This window comes from Phocaeicola sartorii JCM 17136 = DSM 21941, assembly GCF_054653615.1.
In genome coordinates this window covers 1,112,995-1,137,169 of sequence record NZ_BAAIFW010000006.1, presented here as the reverse complement: position 1 = coordinate 1,137,169, position 24,175 = coordinate 1,112,995, and the positions used below count along the sequence as shown (strand labels likewise).

The 24,175-nt window shown below is 43.4% G+C and carries 15 protein-coding genes; 9 read left to right on the top strand and 6 right to left on the bottom strand.

The genetic code is table 11. The annotated features are described in order from the left end of the window. Positions 1 to 29: 29 nt before the first annotated feature. Positions 30 to 1,040, bottom strand: coding sequence for a FecR family protein (locus ACYQ0C_RS21620; protein ID WP_016274917.1), 1,011 nt, complete (start codon positions 1,038 to 1,040; stop codon positions 30 to 32). Positions 1,041 to 1,128: 88 nt separating this feature from the next. Continuing rightward, positions 1,129 to 1,716 (bottom strand): RNA polymerase sigma-70 factor, encoded by a 588-nt coding sequence (locus ACYQ0C_RS21615; RefSeq protein ID WP_016274916.1) that lies wholly within the window; start codon positions 1,714 to 1,716, stop codon positions 1,129 to 1,131. 176 nt (positions 1,717 to 1,892) lie between these two features. Here ACYQ0C_RS21615 and ACYQ0C_RS21610 point away from each other — a divergent pair, with 176 nt between their 5' ends. From ACYQ0C_RS21610 to ACYQ0C_RS21600, 3 genes are all read left to right on the top strand, one after another. Further along, the gene (locus tag ACYQ0C_RS21610; protein WP_016274915.1) at positions 1,893 to 5,117 is read left to right on the top strand and encodes a S41 family peptidase; all 3,225 of its coding nucleotides are present in this window, start codon (positions 1,893 to 1,895) and stop codon (positions 5,115 to 5,117) included. Positions 5,118 to 5,545: 428 nt separating this feature from the next. After that, on the top strand, positions 5,546 to 8,380 hold the full coding sequence (gene leuS, locus ACYQ0C_RS21605; protein ID WP_016274914.1) for a leucine--tRNA ligase: 2,835 nt from the start codon (positions 5,546 to 5,548) through the stop codon (positions 8,378 to 8,380). Between the two features lie 6 nt (positions 8,381 to 8,386). Then, positions 8,387 to 9,283, top strand: coding sequence for a YitT family protein (locus tag ACYQ0C_RS21600; protein WP_016274913.1), 897 nt, complete (start codon positions 8,387 to 8,389; stop codon positions 9,281 to 9,283). A 15-nt stretch (positions 9,284 to 9,298) separates the two neighbouring features. Here the strand turns inward: ACYQ0C_RS21600 and ACYQ0C_RS21595 are convergent, their stop codons facing one another. Then, entirely contained in the window at positions 9,299 to 10,183 is an 885-nt protein-coding gene (locus tag ACYQ0C_RS21595) for a hypothetical protein (protein ID WP_016274912.1), read from the bottom strand. A gap of 253 nt (positions 10,184 to 10,436) precedes the next feature. Here ACYQ0C_RS21595 and ACYQ0C_RS21590 point away from each other — a divergent pair, with 253 nt between their 5' ends. Next, entirely contained in the window at positions 10,437 to 12,158 is a 1,722-nt protein-coding gene (locus ACYQ0C_RS21590) for an ATP-binding protein (RefSeq protein WP_016274911.1), read from the top strand. 111 nt (positions 12,159 to 12,269) lie between these two features. Here ACYQ0C_RS21590 and ACYQ0C_RS21585 read toward each other — a convergent pair whose 3' ends face one another. Together ACYQ0C_RS21585 and ACYQ0C_RS21580 are read right to left on the bottom strand one after the other, a co-directional pair. Beyond that, the gene (locus ACYQ0C_RS21585) at positions 12,270 to 13,622 is read right to left on the bottom strand and encodes a sigma-54-dependent transcriptional regulator (RefSeq protein WP_016274910.1); all 1,353 of its coding nucleotides are present in this window, start codon (positions 13,620 to 13,622) and stop codon (positions 12,270 to 12,272) included. Continuing rightward, positions 13,619 to 14,857: a two-component system sensor histidine kinase NtrB gene (locus ACYQ0C_RS21580; protein ID WP_016274909.1), complete on the bottom strand. Its 1,239-nt coding sequence runs from the start codon at positions 14,855 to 14,857 to the stop codon at positions 13,619 to 13,621. Before ACYQ0C_RS21580 ends, ACYQ0C_RS21585 begins: the two co-directional genes overlap by 4 nt. 263 nt (positions 14,858 to 15,120) lie before the next feature. On the opposite strand from ACYQ0C_RS21580, the gene ACYQ0C_RS21575 reads away from it, so the two are divergent. The 5 genes from ACYQ0C_RS21575 to ACYQ0C_RS21555 all read left to right on the top strand — a co-directional run bounded on the left by ACYQ0C_RS21575 (position 15,121) and on the right by ACYQ0C_RS21555 (position 22,318). Beyond that, positions 15,121 to 17,430, top strand: coding sequence for a TonB-dependent receptor family protein (locus tag ACYQ0C_RS21575; protein WP_016274908.1), 2,310 nt, complete (start codon positions 15,121 to 15,123; stop codon positions 17,428 to 17,430). Between the two features lie 143 nt (positions 17,431 to 17,573). Beyond that, positions 17,574 to 18,287, top strand: a complete 714-nt coding sequence (locus ACYQ0C_RS21570; RefSeq protein ID WP_016274907.1) for an ABC transporter ATP-binding protein — start codon at positions 17,574 to 17,576, stop codon at positions 18,285 to 18,287. Beyond that, positions 18,284 to 19,897 (top strand): ABC transporter permease, encoded by a 1,614-nt coding sequence (locus tag ACYQ0C_RS21565; RefSeq protein WP_016274906.1) that lies wholly within the window; start codon positions 18,284 to 18,286, stop codon positions 19,895 to 19,897. Before ACYQ0C_RS21570 ends, ACYQ0C_RS21565 begins: the two co-directional genes overlap by 4 nt. Continuing rightward, on the top strand, positions 19,884 to 21,293 hold the full coding sequence (locus ACYQ0C_RS21560) for an ABC transporter permease (RefSeq protein WP_016274905.1): 1,410 nt from the start codon (positions 19,884 to 19,886) through the stop codon (positions 21,291 to 21,293). Before ACYQ0C_RS21565 ends, ACYQ0C_RS21560 begins: the two co-directional genes overlap by 14 nt. 149 nt (positions 21,294 to 21,442) lie before the next feature. Then, entirely contained in the window at positions 21,443 to 22,318 is an 876-nt protein-coding gene (locus ACYQ0C_RS21555; RefSeq protein ID WP_032941407.1) for an Rpn family recombination-promoting nuclease/putative transposase, read from the top strand. A gap of 228 nt (positions 22,319 to 22,546) precedes the next feature. Here the strand turns inward: ACYQ0C_RS21555 and ACYQ0C_RS21550 are convergent, their stop codons facing one another. Continuing rightward, complete coding sequence (locus ACYQ0C_RS21550) at positions 22,547 to 24,157, bottom strand: RagB/SusD family nutrient uptake outer membrane protein (protein WP_025077077.1); 1,611 nt, start codon at positions 24,155 to 24,157, stop codon at positions 22,547 to 22,549. Positions 24,158 to 24,175: the final 18 nt, after the last annotated feature.

Here is a 24,175-nt window from a genome sequence, read left to right as displayed (position 1 = left end):
TATTTAGGCATGTACTTCTTATTTATCCGTCAACGGTCTGTAACGACTATTGTTTTTCCTTTCTTTCTCCACATAAACTTATTATCCACATCCAGATAAGAAAGGATTTCATCCAAGGTCAGATTCGCATCTATACTTCCTGAAAAATATTCAGTATAGACTTTCCGGGACTGCACAAGTATCTGTACGTCATATTTTTTTTCGATTGATTTCAAAATATCAAATAACTTTTCATTGACAAATACCAATCTTCCTGTAGTCCAAGCTGCTTGAGAAGAAGCATCTATCTTCCTCATAAACAAAACCTTATCATCCTTATTAAAAACAGCCTGTTCATCAGGGGAAAGCAGTATATTCTTTTTAGCATCTGAAGTAGTATAAACATTCACACTACCCTCTACAAGACTCACTTTTATTTCTGCATCATCAGGATAAGAAGCTACATTAAATGTCGTACCCAGCACTTGTATATTCAGTTCCCCCGTATGGACGATAAAAGGTTTGCGCACATTCCTGGCAACTTTGAAATAAGCCTCGCCCGAAAGAAAAACTTCCCGGTCAGCCTGATGCCGCAACAAAGCATCATATTTTAAAACCGTTCCCCCATTCAGAAAAACAATGGTACTATCGGGTAATAGTAATTTTGAACTGGCTCCCTGGGGAATTTCAATCTGACAATAGGAGGGAGCAAGAACCTCTTGACCAGACGAATGATATAAATAAAAGCACGTTATGCTGCAACCAATCAGCAAAGCCCATACAGCCACACTTCCCCAAACGCTTATTTTGCGGAAAAATGAATGTTTACGGGAAGAATGAAAATTTAAAGTATCACGCAATTGTTCTAAATTCCGCTCTTTCCTGCGTGCAAACCAAGAAGAGGAAGCCAATGCATAGGTACGGGATATCTCACGATATTTTTCGCGACAAGCATTGTCTTTTTTTAACAATATAATTAACTTCTGCATATCCTCAGACGAGATCCCGCCTTTCAGATAATCCAGCATTATTCGTTCAAATTCATCTATTTGGCTATTCATTTTATATCTTTAAAGTTACTTACTATAAATAATACACAAGCAACAGACAAAACATTTAAGCCAAAACATGTTTTTTTTCATCTTTTTTTTAGAAAAGAAAAAATAATAGAATCCCTATCCTAGATCCCACTTTTTCTTTTATTTTATCCATGGCGTTTTTTACATGCACCCTGACTGTATTGACCGAAATATTATTTTTATCTGCAATCTCTTGAGGAGTCAGATCGGAATAAAGATATTGTTCAAAAATGAACCTGCATTTATCCGGTAAGGAAGACACTATATCTTGGACTTGTTTTTCTAAATCGGCCAATTCCATTTCTTGCAAAGGAGAACATCCGGAAGCACAATATTCTTCCTGATACTCAAGCAATGCTTTACGGTATTCATCTATAATCCTCTCACGACTGTAAAGTGAACGAAGGTAGTTCAAACACCCGTTCTGAACAACGCGTATCAAATAAGCATGAATAGGAAAAGATAATTCAGCACGTTTATACCATATTTTAGCAAAAGCCTCATTTACTATATCCTGTGCTTCAACAGGGTTAAAGATATAAGAATTAGCGCAAGCACAGAGATAGACAAAATAGCTATTGTACAAAGTTTCAAAAGCTTTCTCATCCCCTTTGTTTATTCTTTCAATCAGATCTTTATCTATTATATTAGTGTTCATTTTCAGCAGGACTATAATATTGCAAATATAGCGTTTCTTAAAATAACTATGCCAATAAAACTATTTCTTATTAAAAAATTCTAGCAATAATCAATAAAAAAAGAAATAAGTTCCAGCTCATAATCTGAAGAATAATCTTTAACTTTGTTTTCGACGAAAATCAAACTATAAATAAAATGAACAAAAAGCTATTATTCTCCCTGTTACTGGCAGGGACAGCTTTCACCGGACATGCCGATGAGGCTAGGTTACTCCGTTTCCCCGCTACCAACGGCTCCGACATTGTCTTTTCCTACGCCGGAGACCTGTACAAAGCACCCTTGAACGGAGGAGAAGCACAGAAACTGACTTCCCATATCGGTTACGAAATGTTCGCACGTTTCTCTCCGGATGGAAAATCAATCGCTTTCACCGGTCAATATGACGGGAACACAGAAGTATACTTGATTCCGACCGACGGGGGAGAGCCGCAACGGCTTACCTACACGGCAACGAACAGCCGGGACGACCTGGGAGACCGGATGGGGCCTAACAACATCGTAATGACCTGGACACCGGACGGGAAAAACATCATCTACCGGAACCGCATCAGCGATGGTTTCGATGGCAAGCTATGGAGCATCTCGAAAAACGGAGGAATGTCCGAAGTGATTCCATTGCCCGAAGGAGGCTTTTGCAGCTATTCACCCGATGGGAAAAAACTGGCTTACAACCGGGTTATGCGAGAGTTCCGTAACTGGAAATATTATCGCGGCGGCATGGCGGATGATATCTGGATTTATGATCCGGCCGCTAAGAAAGTAGAAAATATCACCCATAACGTGGCACAAGATATTATCCCTATGTGGATAGGAGAGGAGGTGTACTTCATTTCCGACCGGGACCGAACCATGAATATCTTTGTCTATAACACCCGGACCAAACAGACCGAAAAGGTAACCGACTACACGGATTATGATGTGAAATTTCCCAGCAGCAACGGACAAATCATTGTCTACGAACACGCAGGATACCTTTACAAACTAGATCCCCAAACACGTAAATCGGAAAAGATCTCCATCACGCTGACCTCGGACAATATCTATGCCCGCAAAGAAATGAAACGGGTAGCAGACAACCTGACTGCCGCCAGCCTTTCACCGGATGGACACCGCCTGGCAGTAACTGCCCGTGGAGAAGTATTCGATGTTCCTGCCGACAAAGGAGTGACCCGTGACATCACCCGCACACCGGGAGCCAATGAACGGGATGGAATTTGGAGTCCGAACGGGAAATATATCGCTTACATCAGTGACCGCACCGGCGAGACCGAAGTATGGCTGCAACCTGCCGAAGGAGGAGACCCTATCCAACTGACCCAAAACAATGATACGTATATCCGCCAGCTGATGTGGAGTCCGGACAGCAAGAAGATACTTTATACCGACCGTAAAAACCGCATCGTAGAAGTGGATATCACCTCTAAAACAAAACGGACTGTCATGCAGAATCCGGAAGGAGAGTTCTATGAAGTAAGTTATTCACCGGACAGCCAGTGGATCACTTATACTAAATCCGGAGCTAATAACATGAGTGTCATTTATGTATACCAACTGACTTCGGGCAAGGAATATCCGGTAACCGAAAAATGGTACAGCTCTTCTTCACCTGTCTTCAGTACAGATGGGAAGTACCTCATATTCAGTTCTGAAAGAGATTTCAACCCCATCTACAGCCAGACGGAATGGAATCATGCCTATAACCGAATGGGAGGAGTCTACATGGCCATGCTCGCCAATGACACCGCGTCACCTTTATTGCCTTCGGACGAAATGGTCAGCATAGAGCAAAAGGCAACCAATGCAGCCAACAAGAAAGCGGAAGCCACAAGCAATGCAGTTAAGATTGATCCGGAAGGCTTGCCCGGAAGACTGATCAAACTACCCCTGCCGGCAGGCAACTACGGTAATTTCCATTCAGACGGGGAAAAAGTATGGTACGCCAGTGGCAGAAGCACCAAAGTATTTGACTTGACCGGGCAAAAAGAGGAAACCGTGGCCGAAGGAGCATACATGGATGTGGCTGCCAACCAAAAGAAAGCCTTGTTCTTTAAAGGAAATAATCTGTATATCTGTGATTTTCCATGCACAAAAGCTTCATTGGAAAAGCGTGTTAACCTGAACGATATGATCGCCCCCATTGATTACACTCAGGAATGGGCTCAGATATTCGATGAGACATGGCGGGCTTTCCGTGACGGATTCTACCTGGAAAACATGCATGGAGCAGACTGGAAGGGAATCAAAGAGAAATATGCCGTATTGGTTCCCCATGCAAAGACCCGTCTGGATTTGAACTATATCATCGGTGAGATGATTGCCGAACTGGCTTGCGGACACGCATACGTGAATCCGGGTGAAATAAAAGGTCCTGAACGTATCCCGATGGGATTGCTGGGCGCCGAACTGAGCCGTGACAAAAGTGGGTTCTACCGTATTGACAAAATTCTGCCGGGTGCGGTTTATAGTCAGAAACTACGCTCCCCCCTTACAGAACCGGGCATCGGAGTCAAAGAAGGAGAGTACATCACAGCCATTGACGGCATTTCAACAGCCACGGTTGACAACATTTACAGCCTGCTGGCAGGCAAAGCCAACGTATTGACTGAACTAAGCATCAACCATACCGCTTCAGGGAACGGAGCACGTAAAGTGGTCATTAAACCATTGGACAATGAATACCCGTTGTATCACTATAACTGGGTACAGAATAATATCAAGAAAGTGGAAGAAGCGACCAATGGGCGTGTAGGCTACGTCTACATCCCTGATATGGGACCCGACGGACTGAACGAATTCGCCCGTTACTTCTATCCCCAGCTTGACAAAGAAGCCCTGATCATTGACGACCGCGCCAACGGGGGCGGCAATGTCTCACCGATGATTATCGAGCGCCTGCTTCGCCAGCCTTATCGCCTGACCATGAGCCGCACATCCACCAAAATCGGTACCATTCCCGATGCGACACTGGTGGGCCCGAAAGTATTGCTCATCAATAAATACTCGGCTTCGGACGGTGACCTGTTCCCATGGAGCTTCAAGGCCAACAAGATCGGTAAGGTGATCGGTACCCGTACCTGGGGCGGAATTATCGGCATCAGCGGCTCATTACCTTACATGGACGGCACCGATGTACGCGTTCCGTTCTTTACCAACTACGATGCCAAGACCGGTCAGTGGATAGTGGAAAACCACGGAGTAGATCCTGATATTCTGATAGACAATGACCCGGTAAAAGAGCAGATGGGAGAGGATCAGCAGTTGAACAAAGCCATTGAAGTGATTCTACAGGAATTGAAAGACCGCAAACCATTGCCTCCCGTTCCGACTCCGAGAACTTACAAGGATTTGGGAGTAGAATAAAAAATCATACCTGATAAAAGAAAGCCCGTAGCCATGCTGAAATCTGTAAAAATGGCTACGGGCTTAATAATTTATAGGTTCCCAATATAAGCCTGAATATATAGATGACATGCCTTGAAAAACGGCTATCAGGTCACGCTGGAATTCACATACGTACGTGTAAGCCTGCGCATACGCCTGTGTAGAGCCACACATACGTACGTAAAGGCCCATGCGTACGTACGTATAAATGTGCGCTTTCATTTGTATAAATAAATACAATAAATCCGGGAGTGATATACATGACTCTTCCCCAAAATGTAAATAAAGAGAAAGCAATATACCTAATAAGATGCTTTTTTATTTCCTGTTCTTTCCGTATATCTCCCCGACTTTCATTATCTTTGCAACCACTTAATAACAAAGATATTAAATAACAAAAATAGATCATGGAATACAATTTCAGAGAGATTGAGAAGAAATGGCAGCAAAGATGGGTGGAAAATAAGACCTATCAAGTGACCGAAAACGAAAACAAAAAGAAATTCTACGTACTGAACATGTTCCCCTATCCATCGGGAGCCGGACTGCATGTAGGACACCCGCTGGGATACATTGCCAGTGATATTTATGCCCGTTACAAACGTTTGCAAGGCTTCAACGTGCTGAACCCCATGGGGTATGACGCTTACGGACTTCCTGCCGAACAATACGCCATCCAAACCGGACAACACCCTGCCATCACCACTGTGAACAATATCAACCGCTATCGTGAACAGTTGGATAAAATCGGTTTCTCTTTTGATTGGAACCGTGAGGTGCGTACTTGTGAACCCGGTTACTACCATTGGACCCAATGGGCTTTCCAACAAATGTTCGACAGCTATTATTGTAACGATACACAGCAAGCACGCCCCATCAGCGAACTGACAGAAGCATTTGCCCAGTACGGCAACGAAGGACTGAATGCGGCTTGCAGCGAGGAACTCAGTTTTACCGCCGAAGAATGGAACGCCAAGAGCGAAAAGGAACAGCAGGAAATCCTGATGAACTACCGCATTGCCTACCTGGGCGAAACGATGGTGAACTGGTGTCCGCAACTGGGAACCGTACTGGCCAACGATGAAGTAGTGGACGGTGTAAGTGAACGTGGCGGTTTCCCCGTGGTTCAGAAGAAAATGCGCCAATGGTGCCTGCGCGTTTCGGCTTACGCACAACGACTGCTGGACGGACTGGACACGGTGGACTGGACAGACTCACTGAAAGAAACACAGCGCAACTGGATCGGCCGTTCGGAAGGTACGGAAGTACAATTCAAAGTAAAAGACAGCGATATCGAATTCACTATCTTTACCACCCGTGCAGACACCATGTTCGGTGTAACCTTCATGGTGCTGGCTCCGGAGAGCGAGCTGGTTGCCCAACTGACCACCGAAGCACAGAAAGCCGAAGTGGAAGCCTATCTGGACCGCACCAAGAAACGTACCGAACGCGAACGTATCGCCGACCGCCGCGTGACCGGTGTATTCAGCGGTTCATACGCCATCAACCCGTTTACCGGTGACGCTGTTCCCGTATGGATCAGCGACTACGTATTAGCAGGCTATGGTACAGGTGCCATCATGGCGGTTCCTGCCCACGACAGCCGTGACTATGCTTTTGCAAAACACTTCAACCTGCCTATCGTTCCGTTGGTAGAAGGTTGCGACGTCAGCGAAGAAAGCTTCGATGCCAAGGAAGGAATCGTATGCAACTCCCCTCGCAAAGACGTTACTCCTTACTGTGACCTTTCTTTAAACGGCTTGACCATCAAAGAGGCTATCGCCGCTACCAAAGAATATGTAAAAGCCCACAACCTGGGACGTGTGAAAGTGAACTACCGTCTTCGCGACGCCATCTTCTCACGCCAACGTTATTGGGGCGAACCGTTCCCGGTATATTACAAAGACGGTATGCCTTATATGATTGACTCGTCCAAATTACCGCTGGAACTTCCCGAAGTGGCCAAGTTCCTGCCGACCGAAACAGGCGAGCCTCCATTGGGACATGCCACCCAATGGGCTTGGGATGTGGAAAAAGGTGAAGTGGTAGAAAACACTTTGATTGACAACGTCCATGTATTCCCGCTGGAACTGAACACCATGCCGGGCTTTGCCGGTTCATCCGCCTATTACCTGCGTTATATGGACCCACACAACGACCAAGCGTTGGTATCGGAAAAGGCAGACCATTACTGGCAGAATGTAGACCTCTATGTAGGTGGTACGGAACATGCTACGGGTCACTTGATTTACTCCCGCTTCTGGAACAAGTTCCTGCACGATATGGGTGTAAGCATCAAGGAAGAACCGTTCCAAAAGTTGGTGAACCAAGGAATGATTCAGGGACGGAGCAACTTTGTCTATCGCATCAAAGACACCAACACCTTTGTGTCACTGAACCTGAAAGACCAGTACGAAACTACTCCGCTGCACGTGGATGTGAACATCGTATCCAATGATATCTTGGATGTAGAAGCTTTCAAGGCATGGCGCCCCGAATACAACAATGCCGAATTCATCCTCGAGGATGGAAAATACATCTGTGGCTGGGCAGTAGAGAAGATGAGTAAATCCATGTACAATGTGGTCAATCCGGACATGATTGTCGAAAGATACGGCGCCGACACGCTGCGCATGTATGAAATGTTCCTCGGCCCGGTAGAGCAGTCCAAACCTTGGGATACTAACGGTATTGACGGTGTACACCGTTTCCTGAAAAAACTCTGGAACCTCTTCTATAGCCGTACAGATGAATTCCTGCCGGTAGAAGGAGAACCGACCAAAGAAGAATTGAAAGCCATTCATAAACTGATTAAGAAAGTAACCGGAGACATTGAAACCTTCTCTTACAACACCTCTATCAGTGCTTTCATGATATGCGTGAACGAACTGACTTCATTGAAATGCCGCAATAAAGAGGTATTAAGCAATCTCATCATCCTACTGGCCCCCTTCGCCCCTCACTTCGCCGAAGAACTTTGGGAAGCACTGGGCAACACCACCAGCGTATGCGATGCACAATGGCCTGTATTCAATGAAGACTACCTGAAAGAAGATAGCGTGAAGTACACCATCTCTTTCAACGGTAAAGCACGTTTCACCCTGGAATTCCCTGCTGATGCCGACAATGATACCATTCAGGCAACCGTTATGGCAGACGAGCAGGCACAGAAATGGATTGAAGGTAAGACTCCGAAGAAGGTAATTATCGTTCCGAAGAAGATTGTAAATATCGTACTATAATCATCTATGGATAAAATTCTAAAAATCAGACTTGGTAGAGATGTAAAGGACTATTTGTCCATTACTTTCGGACTGATATGTTATGCATTGGGATGGGCAGCATTTTTGCTGCCCTATCAAATAACTACAGGTGGAGTAACCGGTATTTCGGCCATCATCTATTATGTGACAGGTGTGGAAATTCAAGTTTCCTACTTCATAATCAATGCACTTTTTTTAGGATTCGCATTGAAGATACTCGGCCCCAAGTTTAGTTTGAAAACAGTTTATGCCATCTTCATGCTGACATTTCTGCTTTGGCTTTTTCAGGCAATATTAAAAGGACCGGATGGTAACTTACCCCAATTATTAGGCCCCGGACAAGAGTTCATGGCTTGTGTAGTGGGTGCAGGATTGTTAGGTTTCGGCATTGGCATTGTATTCTGCAACAACGGAAGTACCGGAGGGACAGATATCATAGCCTGGATTATCAATAAATATAAGGATGTGACCTTGGGCCGAATGATGATGTACTGTGATATCGTCATTATTTCTTCCTGCTATTTCATCTTTCACGATTGGAAGCGAGTATTATTCGGATTTTGTGTCTTGTTCATCATGAGTATCGTGATTGATTATGTAATCAACAGTACACGTCAGTCTGTTCAATTCCTCATCTTTTCGCGTAAGCATGATGAAATAGCCGAAGGTATCACCAAGCAAATCGACCGCGGAGTAACATTGCTGGACGGCACCGGTTGGTACAGCAAGCAAAACATAAAGGTCGTTGTGGTATTGGCAAAAAAAAGCCAGTCACTGGATATATTCCGTTTGGTGAAAGATATTGACCCCAATGCATTCATCTCACAAAGCAATGTAGTGGGAGTGTATGGCGAAGGGTTCGATAAATTGAAAATAAAATAAATTCTATCCCTTATTTCACCGCCCCTGCATCTGAAAGCGGGACGGTGGTCCAAGGGTAGGATTACCCATCTTGCCCCTGTCCTTATCAATCACCACCTTGTGAAGAATCTCGTAAATCAAACCGCCTACATCTATCCCTAAATTAAACTTATTGAACTTATAACAGGGAACTACTACCGGAACCGTTTCCCAACCTCCACGCAAAGGATTGTAATAACGCTGCACTCCCATTTCCACACTGAACCGCTCGCTCATATCCACCGTCATGCTGGCACCATAACTGTGCGATTCCATACCATACGTCTGACCTCTATAATAAGAACCGAATACTTTAAAGGCAACACGGTCTGAAGCCCGATACATCACTGCGCCCGAAGTGCCGAAAGACTGTCCAACAGCGAAAGGCATATTCATTTTCATGGCATTGATACCCACCTGTACGCTCCATCGGGGATTGAATCTGTACATGTATCCCAACGAAGCTTTATTCATCAGTCCGATACCAGGCAAAGTGGTCTGCTCTCCCGAACCATAAAACACACCATTTTCAAATCCTTTTATTATCCCGCCGGTGTTGTAATCTCCCCTGAACATCGGTGAAGGGTTTGTATGATAAGGAAGAACAAGCGGCTTCTTTAAAGAAAGACGAAGTAAAGAATCGGTTGGGGCAGGTTGGGGCAGAGGAAAACTCAAAGTCTTTTCATCCGGTGCAACAAAGTCTTCATGCAAAAAAGAAACAGACAAAGAGTTCCCTTCCTGCATTTCGGACGATGTCCGCACACTGTCACGAACCGTGCGTTTCACATCCTCTTGAGCAGCCATGTCTGATGAAATGCCCCAAAGCAACAAATATATTCCTATGCGGACTATGTTGTTAAATAAATCCGATTTCCACTTCATAAGCCCTTCAGTTTTAAATATGCCACAATTGCAAATTTAGTGAAATCTATTGCTTGGCAATCATTTCGGACTATTATTTTCCTAAAATAATCTACATAAATAAGCACATACCAACAAATTATCAAAAAAATGGAAGTGTGAGATACCTCCATGCCTGTAAATCATAAGAATATTTGCTTTTTCCTGCGCAATATCCGGTTGAAAAAACTATCTTTGTCTATCGGTTGTTTTAAACTCAAAAGGAGAATAGATTATGGAAGCGATAAAAGAAATACCTTACGGAATGTCAAATTTCACGGATGTGATAGAACAAAACCGCTATTATGTGGACAAGACGATGTATCTGCCCTTATTGGAAGACCAAGCCAACTATCTCATCTTTATCCGCCCCCGACGTTTCGGAAAGAGCCTTTTTCTGGATATGCTCCGTAGCTATTATGACCTTTCCCGAAAAGATGACTTTCAAAAACTGTTCGGTGATTTATGGATAGGGAAGCATCCCACTCCCCTGCAGGGAAAATACCAGATACTTTATCTGGACTTCTCAAAGATAGGGGGAAGCATAGACGAGCTTTCCAAAAGATTTGACGCTTACAGTGCCGTCCAGCTGGATGAGTTTTTAAATCGTTATCGGGAATATTATGATGATGAGTTTATTGCACGTTTCCTGTCTGCTGAAAAAGGACTGGACAAACTGCACATGCTGGATGCCAGAGCCCGCCGTCTGGGCTATCCCCTTTACCTTATAATAGATGAATATGACAACTTTACAAATGTGGTACTCAATGAGCAGGGAAATGAGATTTACCATGCCATCACCCACGCCAGCGGTTTCTATCGGGATGCCTTCAAGAACTACAAAGGCATGTTCGACCGCATTTTCATGACGGGAGTCAGCCCCGTCACCCTGGACGACCTGACCAGCGGATTCAATATCGGATGGAATATCAGTACCAGTCCGTTTTTCAACGGAATGCTGGGATTTTCAGAAGAGGATGTACGTGCCATGCTCCGCTATTATCAGGAAAAGGGAAAGCTGCAAGGCGATGTGGAGGAGATGATTCAGGAGATGAAGCCATGGTATGACAATTATTGCTTTGCTGAAGAAAGCCTGGACCGTGAACCGAAAATGTTCAATTGCGATATGGTGCTTTACTACCTTCGTAACCGCATCCAGTTGGGGAAGTCTCCCAAGCAAATGATTGACCCCAATACCAAGACGGACTACAGCAAGATGAAGAAACTGATTCAGCTGGACCGTCTGGACGGAAACCGAAAAGGGGTGCTCCGGAAGATTACCGAGGAGGGGAAGATACTGACAAACCTGTTCCCCTCGTTCTCTGCCGACGAACTCACCAAGCCTGAGATTTTCCCAAGCCTGCTCTTCTATTACGGCATGCTGACTATCATAGGAACTCGAGGCAACCTGATTGTTTTGGGGATTCCCAACAATAATGTCCGCAAGCAGTATTATGAATACCTGTTGGAGGATTATCAAAAGCATGAACATATTAATCTGGTAGATGTGGAAATCCTTTTTAATGACATGGCCTTTGATGGGGACTGGCGTCCGGCCCTGGATTTTATAGCCCGCGCCTATAAGGACAATTCCTCGGTGCGCAGCAGCATAGAGGGCGAAAGGAACATTCAAGGTTTCTTCACAGCCTACTTAAGCATCAATGCCTACTACCTGACCATGCCCGAGGTGGAGCTGAACCACGGTTTCTGCGACATGTTCCTCATGCCGGACCTGCAGCGCTATCCTGAAGTGGAGCACAGCTACATCCTGGAATTAAAATACCTTCCGAAAGAGAAATTCGAGGCACAGGCCGAGGAACAATGGGATGCCGCCGTACAGCAGATTCACGGTTATGCCGAAGGAGAGAAGGTTCGGCAGCTTTGCAGGGAAACCCGCCTGCATTGTATTGTGATGCAGTTCTGCGGATGGGAGCTGGCAAGGATGGAAGAGGTATAAATATTTATACCTTTAATGGCCGGTTGCTTCCGGTAGCTTATTTGAAAAACTCTACCGGATCAGGTCTGGCCATCATGAAGATATATGCAGTGAGTTTTATTATCACTTCTATTATAATCCGTATTTTTTCATTTTGTTGAACAAAGTCTTCCGGCTGATATTCAGAGCCTCAGCCGTAAGTGTACGGTTTCCGGCAAACTTTCTTAATGTCTCTTGTATCAACTCCTTTTCTACCTGGGCATTCACTTCACGGATATCATTATTATCACCTAAAGATAAAGGAATATCGTTTTGCTCATACCCTTTGACACGCACAGGAAGCTGCTGCACATCAATCGTTCCCTCCAGACTAAGAATCATGGCACTCTGAATGGCATTTTCCAAATCACGGATATTTCCCGGCCAGTCATAAATACAAAGTTTATCCATCGCTGCCGGAGTAATACTTTTCACTGACAGATTTAATGCCTCATTGTGTTTGCGGATAAAAAAATCAGTCAACAAGGGAATATCTTCTTTACGTTCCCTCAGAGGTGGAAGTTCTAATGTAAATACATTCAGCCGATACAATAAATCCAGACGGAAATTACCTTGTTTCACTTCTTCTTCCAAATTACGATTGGTAGCGGCTACAATACGTACATTAACCGGAATCTGTTTTGTCCCTCCGATACGAGTCACTTTCCTCTCTTCCAGCACACGAAGAAGTTTCACCTGCGCATCCATCGGTAATTCACCAATCTCATCTAGAAAAAGTGTTCCTTCTTCTGCTTGTTCAAAGATACCCGGCTGGGCTTCTTTAGCATCGGTAAAAGCTCCTTTTTCGTGTCCGAACAATTCATTCTCTATCAAAGAAAGAGGAATAGCGCCACAGTTGATTGCTATAAAAGGCTTTTCACTCCGTTTGCTGCGTACATGCACCGCACGGGCAATCAATTCTTTTCCGGTTCCGCTTTCTCCATGAATAAACACGGTAGCTTCAGTCCTTGCCACGCGGTTCATTTGTTCCATTACCATTCGGAGTCCGCCTTCGCTACCGATAATCGGACGTTCTCCTTCTCCTAAACGCTTCTTTAATTGATGAAGCTCTCCTTTCAGATGACTGTGTTCCATGGCACGTTTCACTTTCAACAGCAAATCATCATTATCAAAAGGCTTTTCTATAAAATCATACGCTCCTTTTTTTACAGCATCCACCGCCAACGAAATAGTGCCGAAAGCTGTTACCAACATCATAACCTGATTAGGACGCATGAGGCGTATTTTATCCAAGGCCTCCGTTCCGTTCATTATCGGCATTTGCTGGTCCAGAAGAATTACATCAGGATTAAACAAAGTAGCTTCGGCAACAGCCGCTTTACCGTTCTCTACCGACTTGACTTCATATCCTTCCTGCGATAATAAGAGAGTCATTATCTTCCGTATACGCGGTTCATCATCCGCTATCAATATCTTTCCTTTCATATATGTTGGGGGAGTTTAATCGTAAAACAAGTTCCTTTTCCAAGAGTACTACGGACTTCCAGCTCTCCCTTATGACGGTTGATAATACCGAAACAGATAGCAAGCCCCAGTCCTGTTCCTTCTTCTTTGGTAGTGAAGAAAGGATTGAATACATTCTCAATGTCTTCCTCATCAATTCCTTTTCCCGTATCCTCAAATGAAATCAACAAATAACGGCTGCGGACATCAATCAGGGTACCTTCTTCCATACTTATATATAAAGTGCGGGGATGAGACTCATCATTCTCCTTCATTGCTTCCACCGCATTCAGAATAATATTCAGACAGACCTGTTTCAGTTGCTCCGCATCTCCCATAATGGTAGTCTGTTCGGTGAAATATTCAAATTCCACTTCTATCCGTTGCTTTTTCAACGTGTTGTTAACAAGTAACAAAGTCTGGTTAATAAGCTGTTCCAGATTGACTTCCATCGAATTTAACTCAGACGGACGGGCAAAAGAAAGCAAACCTTGCACAATCTTGTTAATACGTTCCGTTTCATTCAATAACTCATGCATCATCTGCCCCTTTTCACTCTCAACATCAAAATCATTACTCAAATATTGAATAGTGCTGCGGATAGAAGTAAGCGGATTTTTTATTTCGTGTGCTGCGCCGGCTGCCAGTTCTCCCAAGACAGCCAAACGGTCTGTGCGGTACATCCGTTTCAAACGATCCCGTTGAATTTCATAAAGTGAGGCATGTTCAATGGCAAAAGCAGCCTGTCCCAATAATAAAGAAAGTAATTCCAGCTCTTTCTTATCAAATTCTTTTCCATTCACCTTTTTCCCCATTACCAGAATACCACTAATTCGGTTCATCACATTCAATGGATAGACTAATTCCGCATTCAGCCGGGACAGCAATTTCCGTTCCTCTTCAGAAAAATAGGAGAGGAGAGAAGAACTTTCCGAAACAACCAATGGACGTTCATTCACAGCCAACCAATTCACCAATTTTCCTCTCCCCATAAAATAGGATACATTCTTGTCTTCCAATCCCTGCATTTTATATTTCTCCGTATTCTCATCAGGAAGAAAAAGAAAAATACCCTGCACAGGAGTTATTTGATTAACCTTCGACAAAAAGTTACTGATTAATAACTGTTTATCAGCAATCAACATGAGCGAACGGTTGAACTCCGACAAAAGTTGTTTTAGTTCAACAGAATGAGTAGTAGGAAAAAGATGAAACATAATAGGTTCTATTTATACTCACAAAGATATTGTTTTAAAATAAAAAATGATATAAATGAGTAACTATTTACTCACAATTGGGTAATCATTTTCTCAAACTCAATCTACCCTCCATTATCTTTCCATAGTAACCATTTGATTATCAGTACATTTTCTGTTTTGGCATGGAAATTGTATTTTATATAGCAAATAGAAAAGAAAGAAAGGATTATCGGGTAATCTGTTACCCACCCAACATGAATAACCAACAATATCAATAAAATATGAAAACGATAAAATTACTTCTAGCTCTGCTGCTGACAGGAATAACCACCGCGCAAGCACAAACCATTATCGGGAAATTAATAGACGAAAACCATGTGCCGTTGGAATATGCCAACATTATCTTGTTAAGCCCGACTGATTCCAGCTTTGTACAGGGAACTATCACTAATACTGACGGAGATTTCATATTAGACAAGGTGAATGGAAAAGCTTATATTCTAAAAGCTTCCTCCGTAGGGTATAAAACAATCTATAAGAACTGTCAATCGGGAAATATCGGTACCTTAACTCTGAAATCCGATGCAATCCTGTTGCAAGAAGCTGTAGTTACCGCCCGCCGTCCTACCTATAAAATGAAAGGGAACGCACTGGTCACTCATGTTTCCAATTCTCTGCTCAGTACCGCCGGAACAGCGAATGACGTACTGGCCCACATTCCCTTCGTGCAAGGTGACAATGGCCAATTCACCGTCTTTGGAAAAGGTACTCCGTTGATTTATCTAAACGGACGTCAACTCCGTGACCTCAGCGAACTGGAACGTTTGAGTTCTAAAGATGTACAAAGTGTAGAAGTTATCACCAACCCGGGAGCCGAATATGATGTCACTGTAAAGTCCGTCATTAAAATTAAAACAGTGAAACCCAAAGGCGAAGGCTTCAGTACGAACATCCATGCCGGTATCATCCAAGACCACAACTTCAACCACTTTGAACAACTGAACATGAATTACCGTCACGGAGGACTGGATTTGTTTGCCAACATCTACTACTCACACATGGGTAATTATCAGGAACAAAAAGACAAACATTATATAGAGGTAGACACCCTTTGGCAGCATCGCTCGGAAATGGACATGAATGCCAAGAGCCACTATATCAACACAGAAGGCGGATTCAACTATATGATAAACAGTGATCATTCCTTGGGAGCAAGATATACTTTCAACCGTTCGCCTAAAAGCAAGCTGAAAATGACTTCCGATTATGAAATCATAGCCGACGGCTCATTCTATGATAAACAACATTATGATTACGACTGGAATAACAATGATTTTTCTCACCGCATCAATGCTTATTATCTAGGCAGCCTGGGAAAACTGGGCATCGACTTCAATGCCGATTACTACAGCGGAGAAACACGCCAATATCAGAATGTACTGGAAAGCAGTGAAGAATATGAAGACCGCCACGTCACCGCCAGTAACCTGAATGACAACCGTCTGTATGCCGCCAAGCTTGTCCTTACACACCCCATCGGCAAAGGAGAAGTGAAAGCCGGAGCTGAATACAGTCATACACGTCGGCTGAACCGCTATGAGAACCCGCAGAATTACCTGCCCGAGACAGACAACGAAATTAAAGAAGACAAGCTGGCGGGCTTCGCCGAATTTGCCATTGCCCTGGGCAAATTGCAAGCGTCAGCAGGATTCCGCTTTGAACATGTCACTTCCGAATATCTGGACAAAGGGAAACGAATAGAGGAACAAAGCCGGGACTATGACAACTTGTTTCCCAATGTTTCTTTTGCCCTGCCTGTAGGAAAAACCCAACTCTCATTCAGTTATACAGCCAAAACACGTCGTCCGTCTTATAACGAATTAAGCAGTAATCTGCAATACGATGACCGCTTTACCTACGAAGGGGGTAATCCTAATTTAAAACCCGAAACCATCCACGACCTTACATTCATGGGCAATTACCAGTGGATACAGCTTTTTGTCAGCTACCAGCAACGCCGTGATGCCATAGAATTTGTGGCCGAATCCTATGACAAGAACCCTGCCATCACCCTATTTACCCGTAAGAATTTCGACAAGATAGAAGCATTGAACACAGGATTGGTGCTTTCTCCCCAATTCGGTATGTGGGAACCTTCCCTCAGCCTGCAAATGCAGCAGCAGTTTTTCAAGAACATGACCATGGGAAGCTTGAAACATTTCAACCGTCCTATTTTCAACGGCCGATTGGATAACTATTTCCGATTCAGCAAAACATGCACAGGAAACCTGACCCTGTTCTATAGAAGTAAAGGCAATAGAAGCATCATGCTGATGAAACCCAACCAAGGAGTAAACATCAGTTTGAATAAAACCTTTATGAACGACCGTATGAACGTAAACCTGCGTGTAAACGATATCTTCGCTTCGCAACGCAGTTCTTACATCATCTATGGCGACTGTATGCAATTCGACAAATGGAATTACAGCGATACACGGAATGTACGGCTCACGGTGAGCTACAAATTTAATTCCACCCGCAGTAAATACCGTGGAACGGGAGCAGCCAACGAGGAATTGAATCGTCTGTAAAAACACTCTTGCTACAACTATAAAAGAAAGCACAACAAGCATTCTAAGGCAAGTTACTACAACGAAACGATAACAAAAAAAGAGAAAAAGTAGGAGAACAAGCAATTCCTCCTTATCTTTGAGTCTTTCAAAATAGACACAATATGTTACAAGCCATTGATTTAACCAAAAGATATGAGGACGGAAGTCTGGCACTCGATGCATTGAACCTCCATATAGAAGAAGGAGAAATCTTCTTCCTGCTGGGAGCAAACGGTGCCGGAAAAACAACTACACTCAATCTGTTTCTCAACTTTATCCGTCCCACCTCGGGCCAAGCCTTGATAGACGGAAGAGACAGTGTAAAGCAATCATTAGAAGCGAAACGGCTTCTCTCCTATATTTCCGAAAACGTAATGCTTTATGAAGATTTATCGGCACGGGAAAATTTGGAATTCTTTGCCCGCCTCAACAGAAAGAATCCCCCAAAGGAAACCTATTACAACTTGATGAGAACCGTAGGTCTGAAAGAAACAGACTTTGAAAAGCATGTGAAATACTTCTCAAAAGGAATGCGGCAAAAAGTAGGACTGGCTTGTGTGCTTCAAAAAGATACACCAAATATCCTGATGGATGAACCCACTACCGGACTCGACCCTAAAAGCGCCGCCGAACTGATGGACACATTGCTCCAACTGAAACAAAAAGGAAAATCCATTCTGCTATGCACACACGACCTGTTCCGTGCCCGCATGATAGCCGACCGTATCGGCATCATGAAAGAAGGACGTATGGTAATGTTGCGCCGCCGTGAAGAATTCATGAACGAGGATATTGAACGTATTTATCTGGATTATATGCAGGAGGTTCCGCAATGAACATGATTTGCTCCATCGCTCTGAAAGATTTCAAGCAGCATCTACGTTCGTCGCGTTTCTTTCTGACTCTGCTGCTCTGCCTGCTTTTCCTACCTTTTACCCTACTGACAGGAACAGACGACTATTGTGCCCGCCAAACAGTTTGCGAGCAAAGACAAGCCATGGCCGACAGTGCCTTAAATAACACTTATGTATGGTCGCAAGTACGTCCGCTTGTCATCAAACAAACCGAACCCCTTAGCATCTTTTGCCAGGGAGTAACTTCCAATATGGGAACCTATAATCAGATCTTACTAAACACTTATCCATTGCTTCCCTATGCCTACAGTGATAAAGACTGCTCCATAATAGGGTATAAACAAACAGAAGTGCAAGGAGATACAGGAAACAATGAGAATATTTTTCTAAACACCTTCCCGTGCACTGACTTCACCGGCATGATAGGACTTGTATTCTCCCTGCTGGCACTCATTTTTTCTTACGATGCTTTCTCACATGAAAAAGAAACAGGCATGTTACGGATGATATTCAGCCATCCTGTAAACCGGTTGACTTTTCTTTTTGGAAAAATAGGAGGAATATGCCTTGTTTTGGTTCCGCCGGTCATAATATGTTATACGATAAGTGCCGCTTATCTGATTTATGCCGGAATCCCTTTATCGGAAGCCGTTTGGAGCGGAATTGTACTACTTTCAATGCTGACATTAAGCTTTATCTTTGTATGCATACTTATAGGAATACTTATCTCTTTGCTCGCCTCTACTTCCGAACAAGCATTAACCGTCAGTTTCCTGCTCTGGATTGGTATGGTATTTATTCTTCCACCGGTATCGGGTTATTTGGCGGAAACTATTGCCCCCATTCCTTTGTACCGGAATATAGAAGCAAAAATGAAGTCGCTGGATGACGAACGCTATTACGAATTAAAAGAAATAAGAGAAAAATTTGAAAAAGAAGAAAAAGTGAAGACCATGATGGCCCTTTTCAACAACATGGGTGAAGACGGTTTTATGGACAAATGGGGACTCACTATGTCATTTGCCCGTGCCATACGCCGCACCCATGCAGAAAGCGAACTGACAAGACTAGTCTATTCCGACCGGAAATGGATATTACAAAAAGGCTATCTGAACAAACTGAAACGACAAATCCGCCTACGTTACTGGTTTTCCTGCTTTTCCCCCTTACAGGTTTTTCAAGAAACGGCACAACATATATGCCGTACCTCACCCGAAAACTATTTGTCCTACATGCATGAAGTGCGAAGTTACAGACAAGAAGTATGGAATTATTTCATAGACCATCAACTGTTCAATTCTTATTCCTATTTTACCACACAACATGAAGAAGACTTTATGACTGAACAAAAAATGGATGAAGTTTCCCGAAAATATGAAACATTGAGTGAAGAAGAGAAAACAAGTATCCTTCAAAAGATAGAGAACCGCCCTAAACTGGACACACGCGAATTACCACGATTCGCACAACAACCGGCAAGCATACAAGAACAGGTAAAAAACGGTGTGGGCACCTTCTTGTTTTTCACTGTGACAAGTTTAATATTCATTTATATAACAATAAAAATGGCTATCCGTTATGATATCCGATAAATTGATGATACTGAACATCTTGCTAAAGCAAGAATGGAAAAAGAACCGGCGAAGCCTGCGATTCCGCTTATCCTGGCTGTTGATGCTATGCGTATTTATCTGTGGAACCATCGCCTTTGTCCACCAATGGCACAATACAGAAACCGAATATGAAGAATATCGGAAAGAAAATGATGATGAATATCATGGATGGACAGTCACCGCCTATGCCATTATCACACAAGAATATTTATTACAGCCAAGACTGTCCTCACTGATAGATCCTTGTTCTGAACAACAGTTACCTTCTATCTTCACTTATAACGCATTTGGGATACATAATTTCCGCACCGCATTTTCTGTAAAGAATCCATTGATGCAACACAATGTTTCTTTCAGTTGGTCGTTTGTTGTCACCACGCTACTCACTTTCATCACTTTATTATTTTCTTTCAATGCGTTTTCGGGAGAGAAAGAGACTCATACCCTGGGATTTCTGCTCACCTATCCCGTTCCACGATTTCTGCTATTGCTATCAAAATATATATGTATAGTAATGCAGAGCGGCATTATATTGCTATCGGGCATCGGGACAGGAATATTGATTCTGCTCCTGTCAGGTATTGAAATGAACATACAGTTCATGATTCTATGCGGTGGATTTTTCCTGTCTTCCTTATTATTACTTTCGTTGTTCGCCGCTTTCGGATTATTTGCTTCCACCATCAGCAATCATCCTCGAAACAGTTTATTACTCTGTGTTATTTTTTGGCTGTTGTGTGTTATTGTCATACCCAGCAGCCAATTGTCTATGGCACGTTATCTATTCCCTCTTTCCACTACAATGGAGGAAGTGCAACAAGATTATCAACAGCAGCAACGTCAGATTATAGACCATGCTCCGGCTTCCGCGCTAGGAAACCGGGAAGATGAGCCATTCTATCCGCCACACGAAATGCGTGCCGATATAATGCGACGTATGTTGAAGGTCAAACTGGATAAGCTCAATGAATATTATCAAGCGGGACAGCAACAATATGAGCGAACGAATCAATTATCCATGTGTTCGCCCGTCATCGTTTTCAACCGGCTGAATGAATATTGGCTGGACAGCGGCTATGTCCGCTTCCGCAAAAACCAAAAAGCTTTAAATGATTTTTGCACTCATTTCATGGAATGGTTCAAAGAAGAAGATGCCAAAGACCCCCAAAGCCCGCATTGGCTTAATCCCCAGGAACGCTACAGCAGTACCCAACGCACACTGACAGAAACGGACTATCCTGTTTATAAAGAACCCGAAGTAAACCTAACAAACAGACTGTTATCTGCCTTGCCGGCTATCTTTATTTTATCAGGAATCGCTTTATTCTGGTTCATTCTCAGTATCTTTTCCACCCATAAATACGATGTAAGATGAAGCGGAAATCTACCAGTTTCTGAGGCGACTGCAAGGTACAGGTCAGTCCGCTGAAAAAGGATTTTCCGATATATTTCTTCATATTGCTACTCACTAAGAGGGAATTATCATTATCTTTGTCTTATCATAACCCTTTAAAAGGAGGAGGAATCATGGAACAGAAAGACAAATACATCCGATTCGACTGGGCAATCAAACGCCTTCTGCGCAACAAGGCCAACTTCGGCGTACTCGAAGGGCTTCTTACCGTACTATTAAACGAACCAATCCATATTGTCGAGATACTGGAAAGCGAGGGTAACCAGCAACGAGAAAACGAAAAGTTCAACCGTGTGGACATCAAGGCCAAAAACAGCCAAGACGAAATCATCATCGTAGAAGTACAAAACACAAGGGAAATCTATTACCTAGAACGTATACTCTTCGGTGTGGCGAAAGCCATCACGGAACATATCGAACTGGGCAATCTCTATTCCGAAGTAAAGAAAATCTATTCCATCAGCATCCTCTATTTTGATCTCGGCAAAGGGAACGACTATCTTTACCACGGTCAAAATACTTTTGTGGGTGTCCATACAGGAGATTTTCTGGAAGTCACCACCAAAGAGAAAGATGCCATCGTACACAAACTCCCTTCCGAAATTTTCCCCGAATACTTCTTAATCCGGGTGAACGAATTCAACAAGGTGGCGGTTACCCCGCTCGAAGAATGGATAGAGTATTTCAAATCGGGTATTATCCGCCCCGACACCAAAGCACCCGGACTGGAAGAAGCGCGCCGGAAACTTGTCTATTATAATATGGACAAAGCAGAACAACTGGCATACGACGAACATGTAAATGCCTTGATGATTCAAAATGATGTACTAAGCACGGCAGCAATGGAAGGAAGAGAGGAAGGAAGGCAAGAAGGAAGGCAAGAAGAGAAAATAGAAAATGCCAGAACAATGAAATCCCTAAATATTTCTGCCGACATCATTCATCAGGTGACAGGCTTGCCGCTAGAAGAGATAGACAGACTGTAATAGAACCCAATAGAAAGATATTGATTCTAATGCGCTTATATCCCGAAATTACGTAGTGGGAGTTTATGGCAATTAAATACAAAAAAATAAATATTGTCGCACAGAACGCTAAAAGAGGGGCACTGTCCATCATTTTGTGTAAATAGAAAAAGCGGTGTCAGACCTTGATAACATTATCAAGGTTTTGACACCACCTCTTTTTTTATACTCATCTAATACCTTATTTTATTAATATCCGGGGTTCTGTGTGATATTCGGATTCTTATCAAGAACATCTGTTTGAGATATAGGTAAATAACGATTCTTTGGAGTGAATTTTCGTGTTTCAATCAGAGCTGTTCCGGTAATTTCCGCACGTTTGTACTTATCCGGCTCATTGTAGTTCACAGTACCTGTTATACGACGCAACTCACCATTTAAAACCGTTTCCGCCAACATCTTTCCATTACCGTCTTTCCAGCGCAGAATATCCGCTCTACGCAACCCCTCACCGGCAAATTCCACACAACGTTCGCGATGAATAAGCTCACGCAAAGCGTCTTTAGTAGCATATTTGACTCTATCTACTTTCACCATACCTACCCGCTGGCGAATCTGGTCAATATAGTCGTACACCTGAGCCGACGGACCATTCAATTCATTTTCAGCTTCTGCCCAACTTAGCAACACTTCCGCATAGCGGAAAATGATAACACAAGCAGCCGTATTCCAAATATTTGCGTACTGATCGTACGGATCAAGATATTTAGCCCAGGTTAAAGCTGATTTTGAAGCATTATCTGTATAGGTAGGATAATTCAAGTTCTTCTTACCTTCAATCATTTCATCCAGCGTATTCAATATCTCCCCTCTCCATTCCTGTCCCGGGAAAAGAACAGTCATATCCATACGTGGATCGCGGTTGGCAAAAGGATGCTTCGGGTCATAATAATCTCCTGCCTCTTCTTTTGTCAAACCATTATCCATTTCGTACATATCCACCAAATTCTGAGTAGGAACAATAGAAGACCATCCTGCATCCTTATTGTTATACATCTGTCCGATGACACCGAATCCGAAAATATTTTCAATGCGCTGGTCTGCCAAAATAATTTCTTTCGAATCTACTCCCGAAAGTCTGAATAAATTTTCATAATCGGGATCCAACTCATACTGATTCAAAGAGATGATGGCCTGAGCCGCATCTTTTGCCTTCTGCCAGTCTCCATAATAAAGTGCTTCGCGCATCTTCATAGCCAACACCGCACCTTTGGTGATACGCCCCCGTGTAGCCGGAATTGTATTGATGGAAACAAGGGCGTCATCCAAGTCCTTTGCAATCTGCTCTCGCACTTCTGCTTCCGTGTTACGCGGAACCTGTGCTTCTTCTGCCGTGGTATAAGATCCGATAATGGGCACACCGCCATACCACCAGTTCATCAGAAAGTATTTATAAGCACGGATCGCTTTGGCTTCCGCTATCAGTTGTTCTTTCTTTCCTGAAGTAGTAAATTCCACATTGTCAATGTTATCCAATACAGTATTACAACGTCGGATGATAGCAAAATCATAGAAAGAATTACCCGTATTTCCACTTGCCAGAGACCCGTCTCCCCAAGCACGCCATCCCTCCCACGGGAAGTTATTGTAACCGATATCAGATCCGCAATCCAAGTAAAGGATGGAGCTAGGATTCAATAATCCATTGTAGCAGCCCACTACAAAACTTTCGGCATCTGTTTCTGTTTTCCATGTGGTTGCAGGAGACAGAGCGTCTTTCGGAGCCGTATCCAAAAAGTCTGCGCATGAAGCAGAAAACACTGCTACACCTGCCAGTAAATATGTTGATAAACGTTTCATATTATTCTGTATTAATTT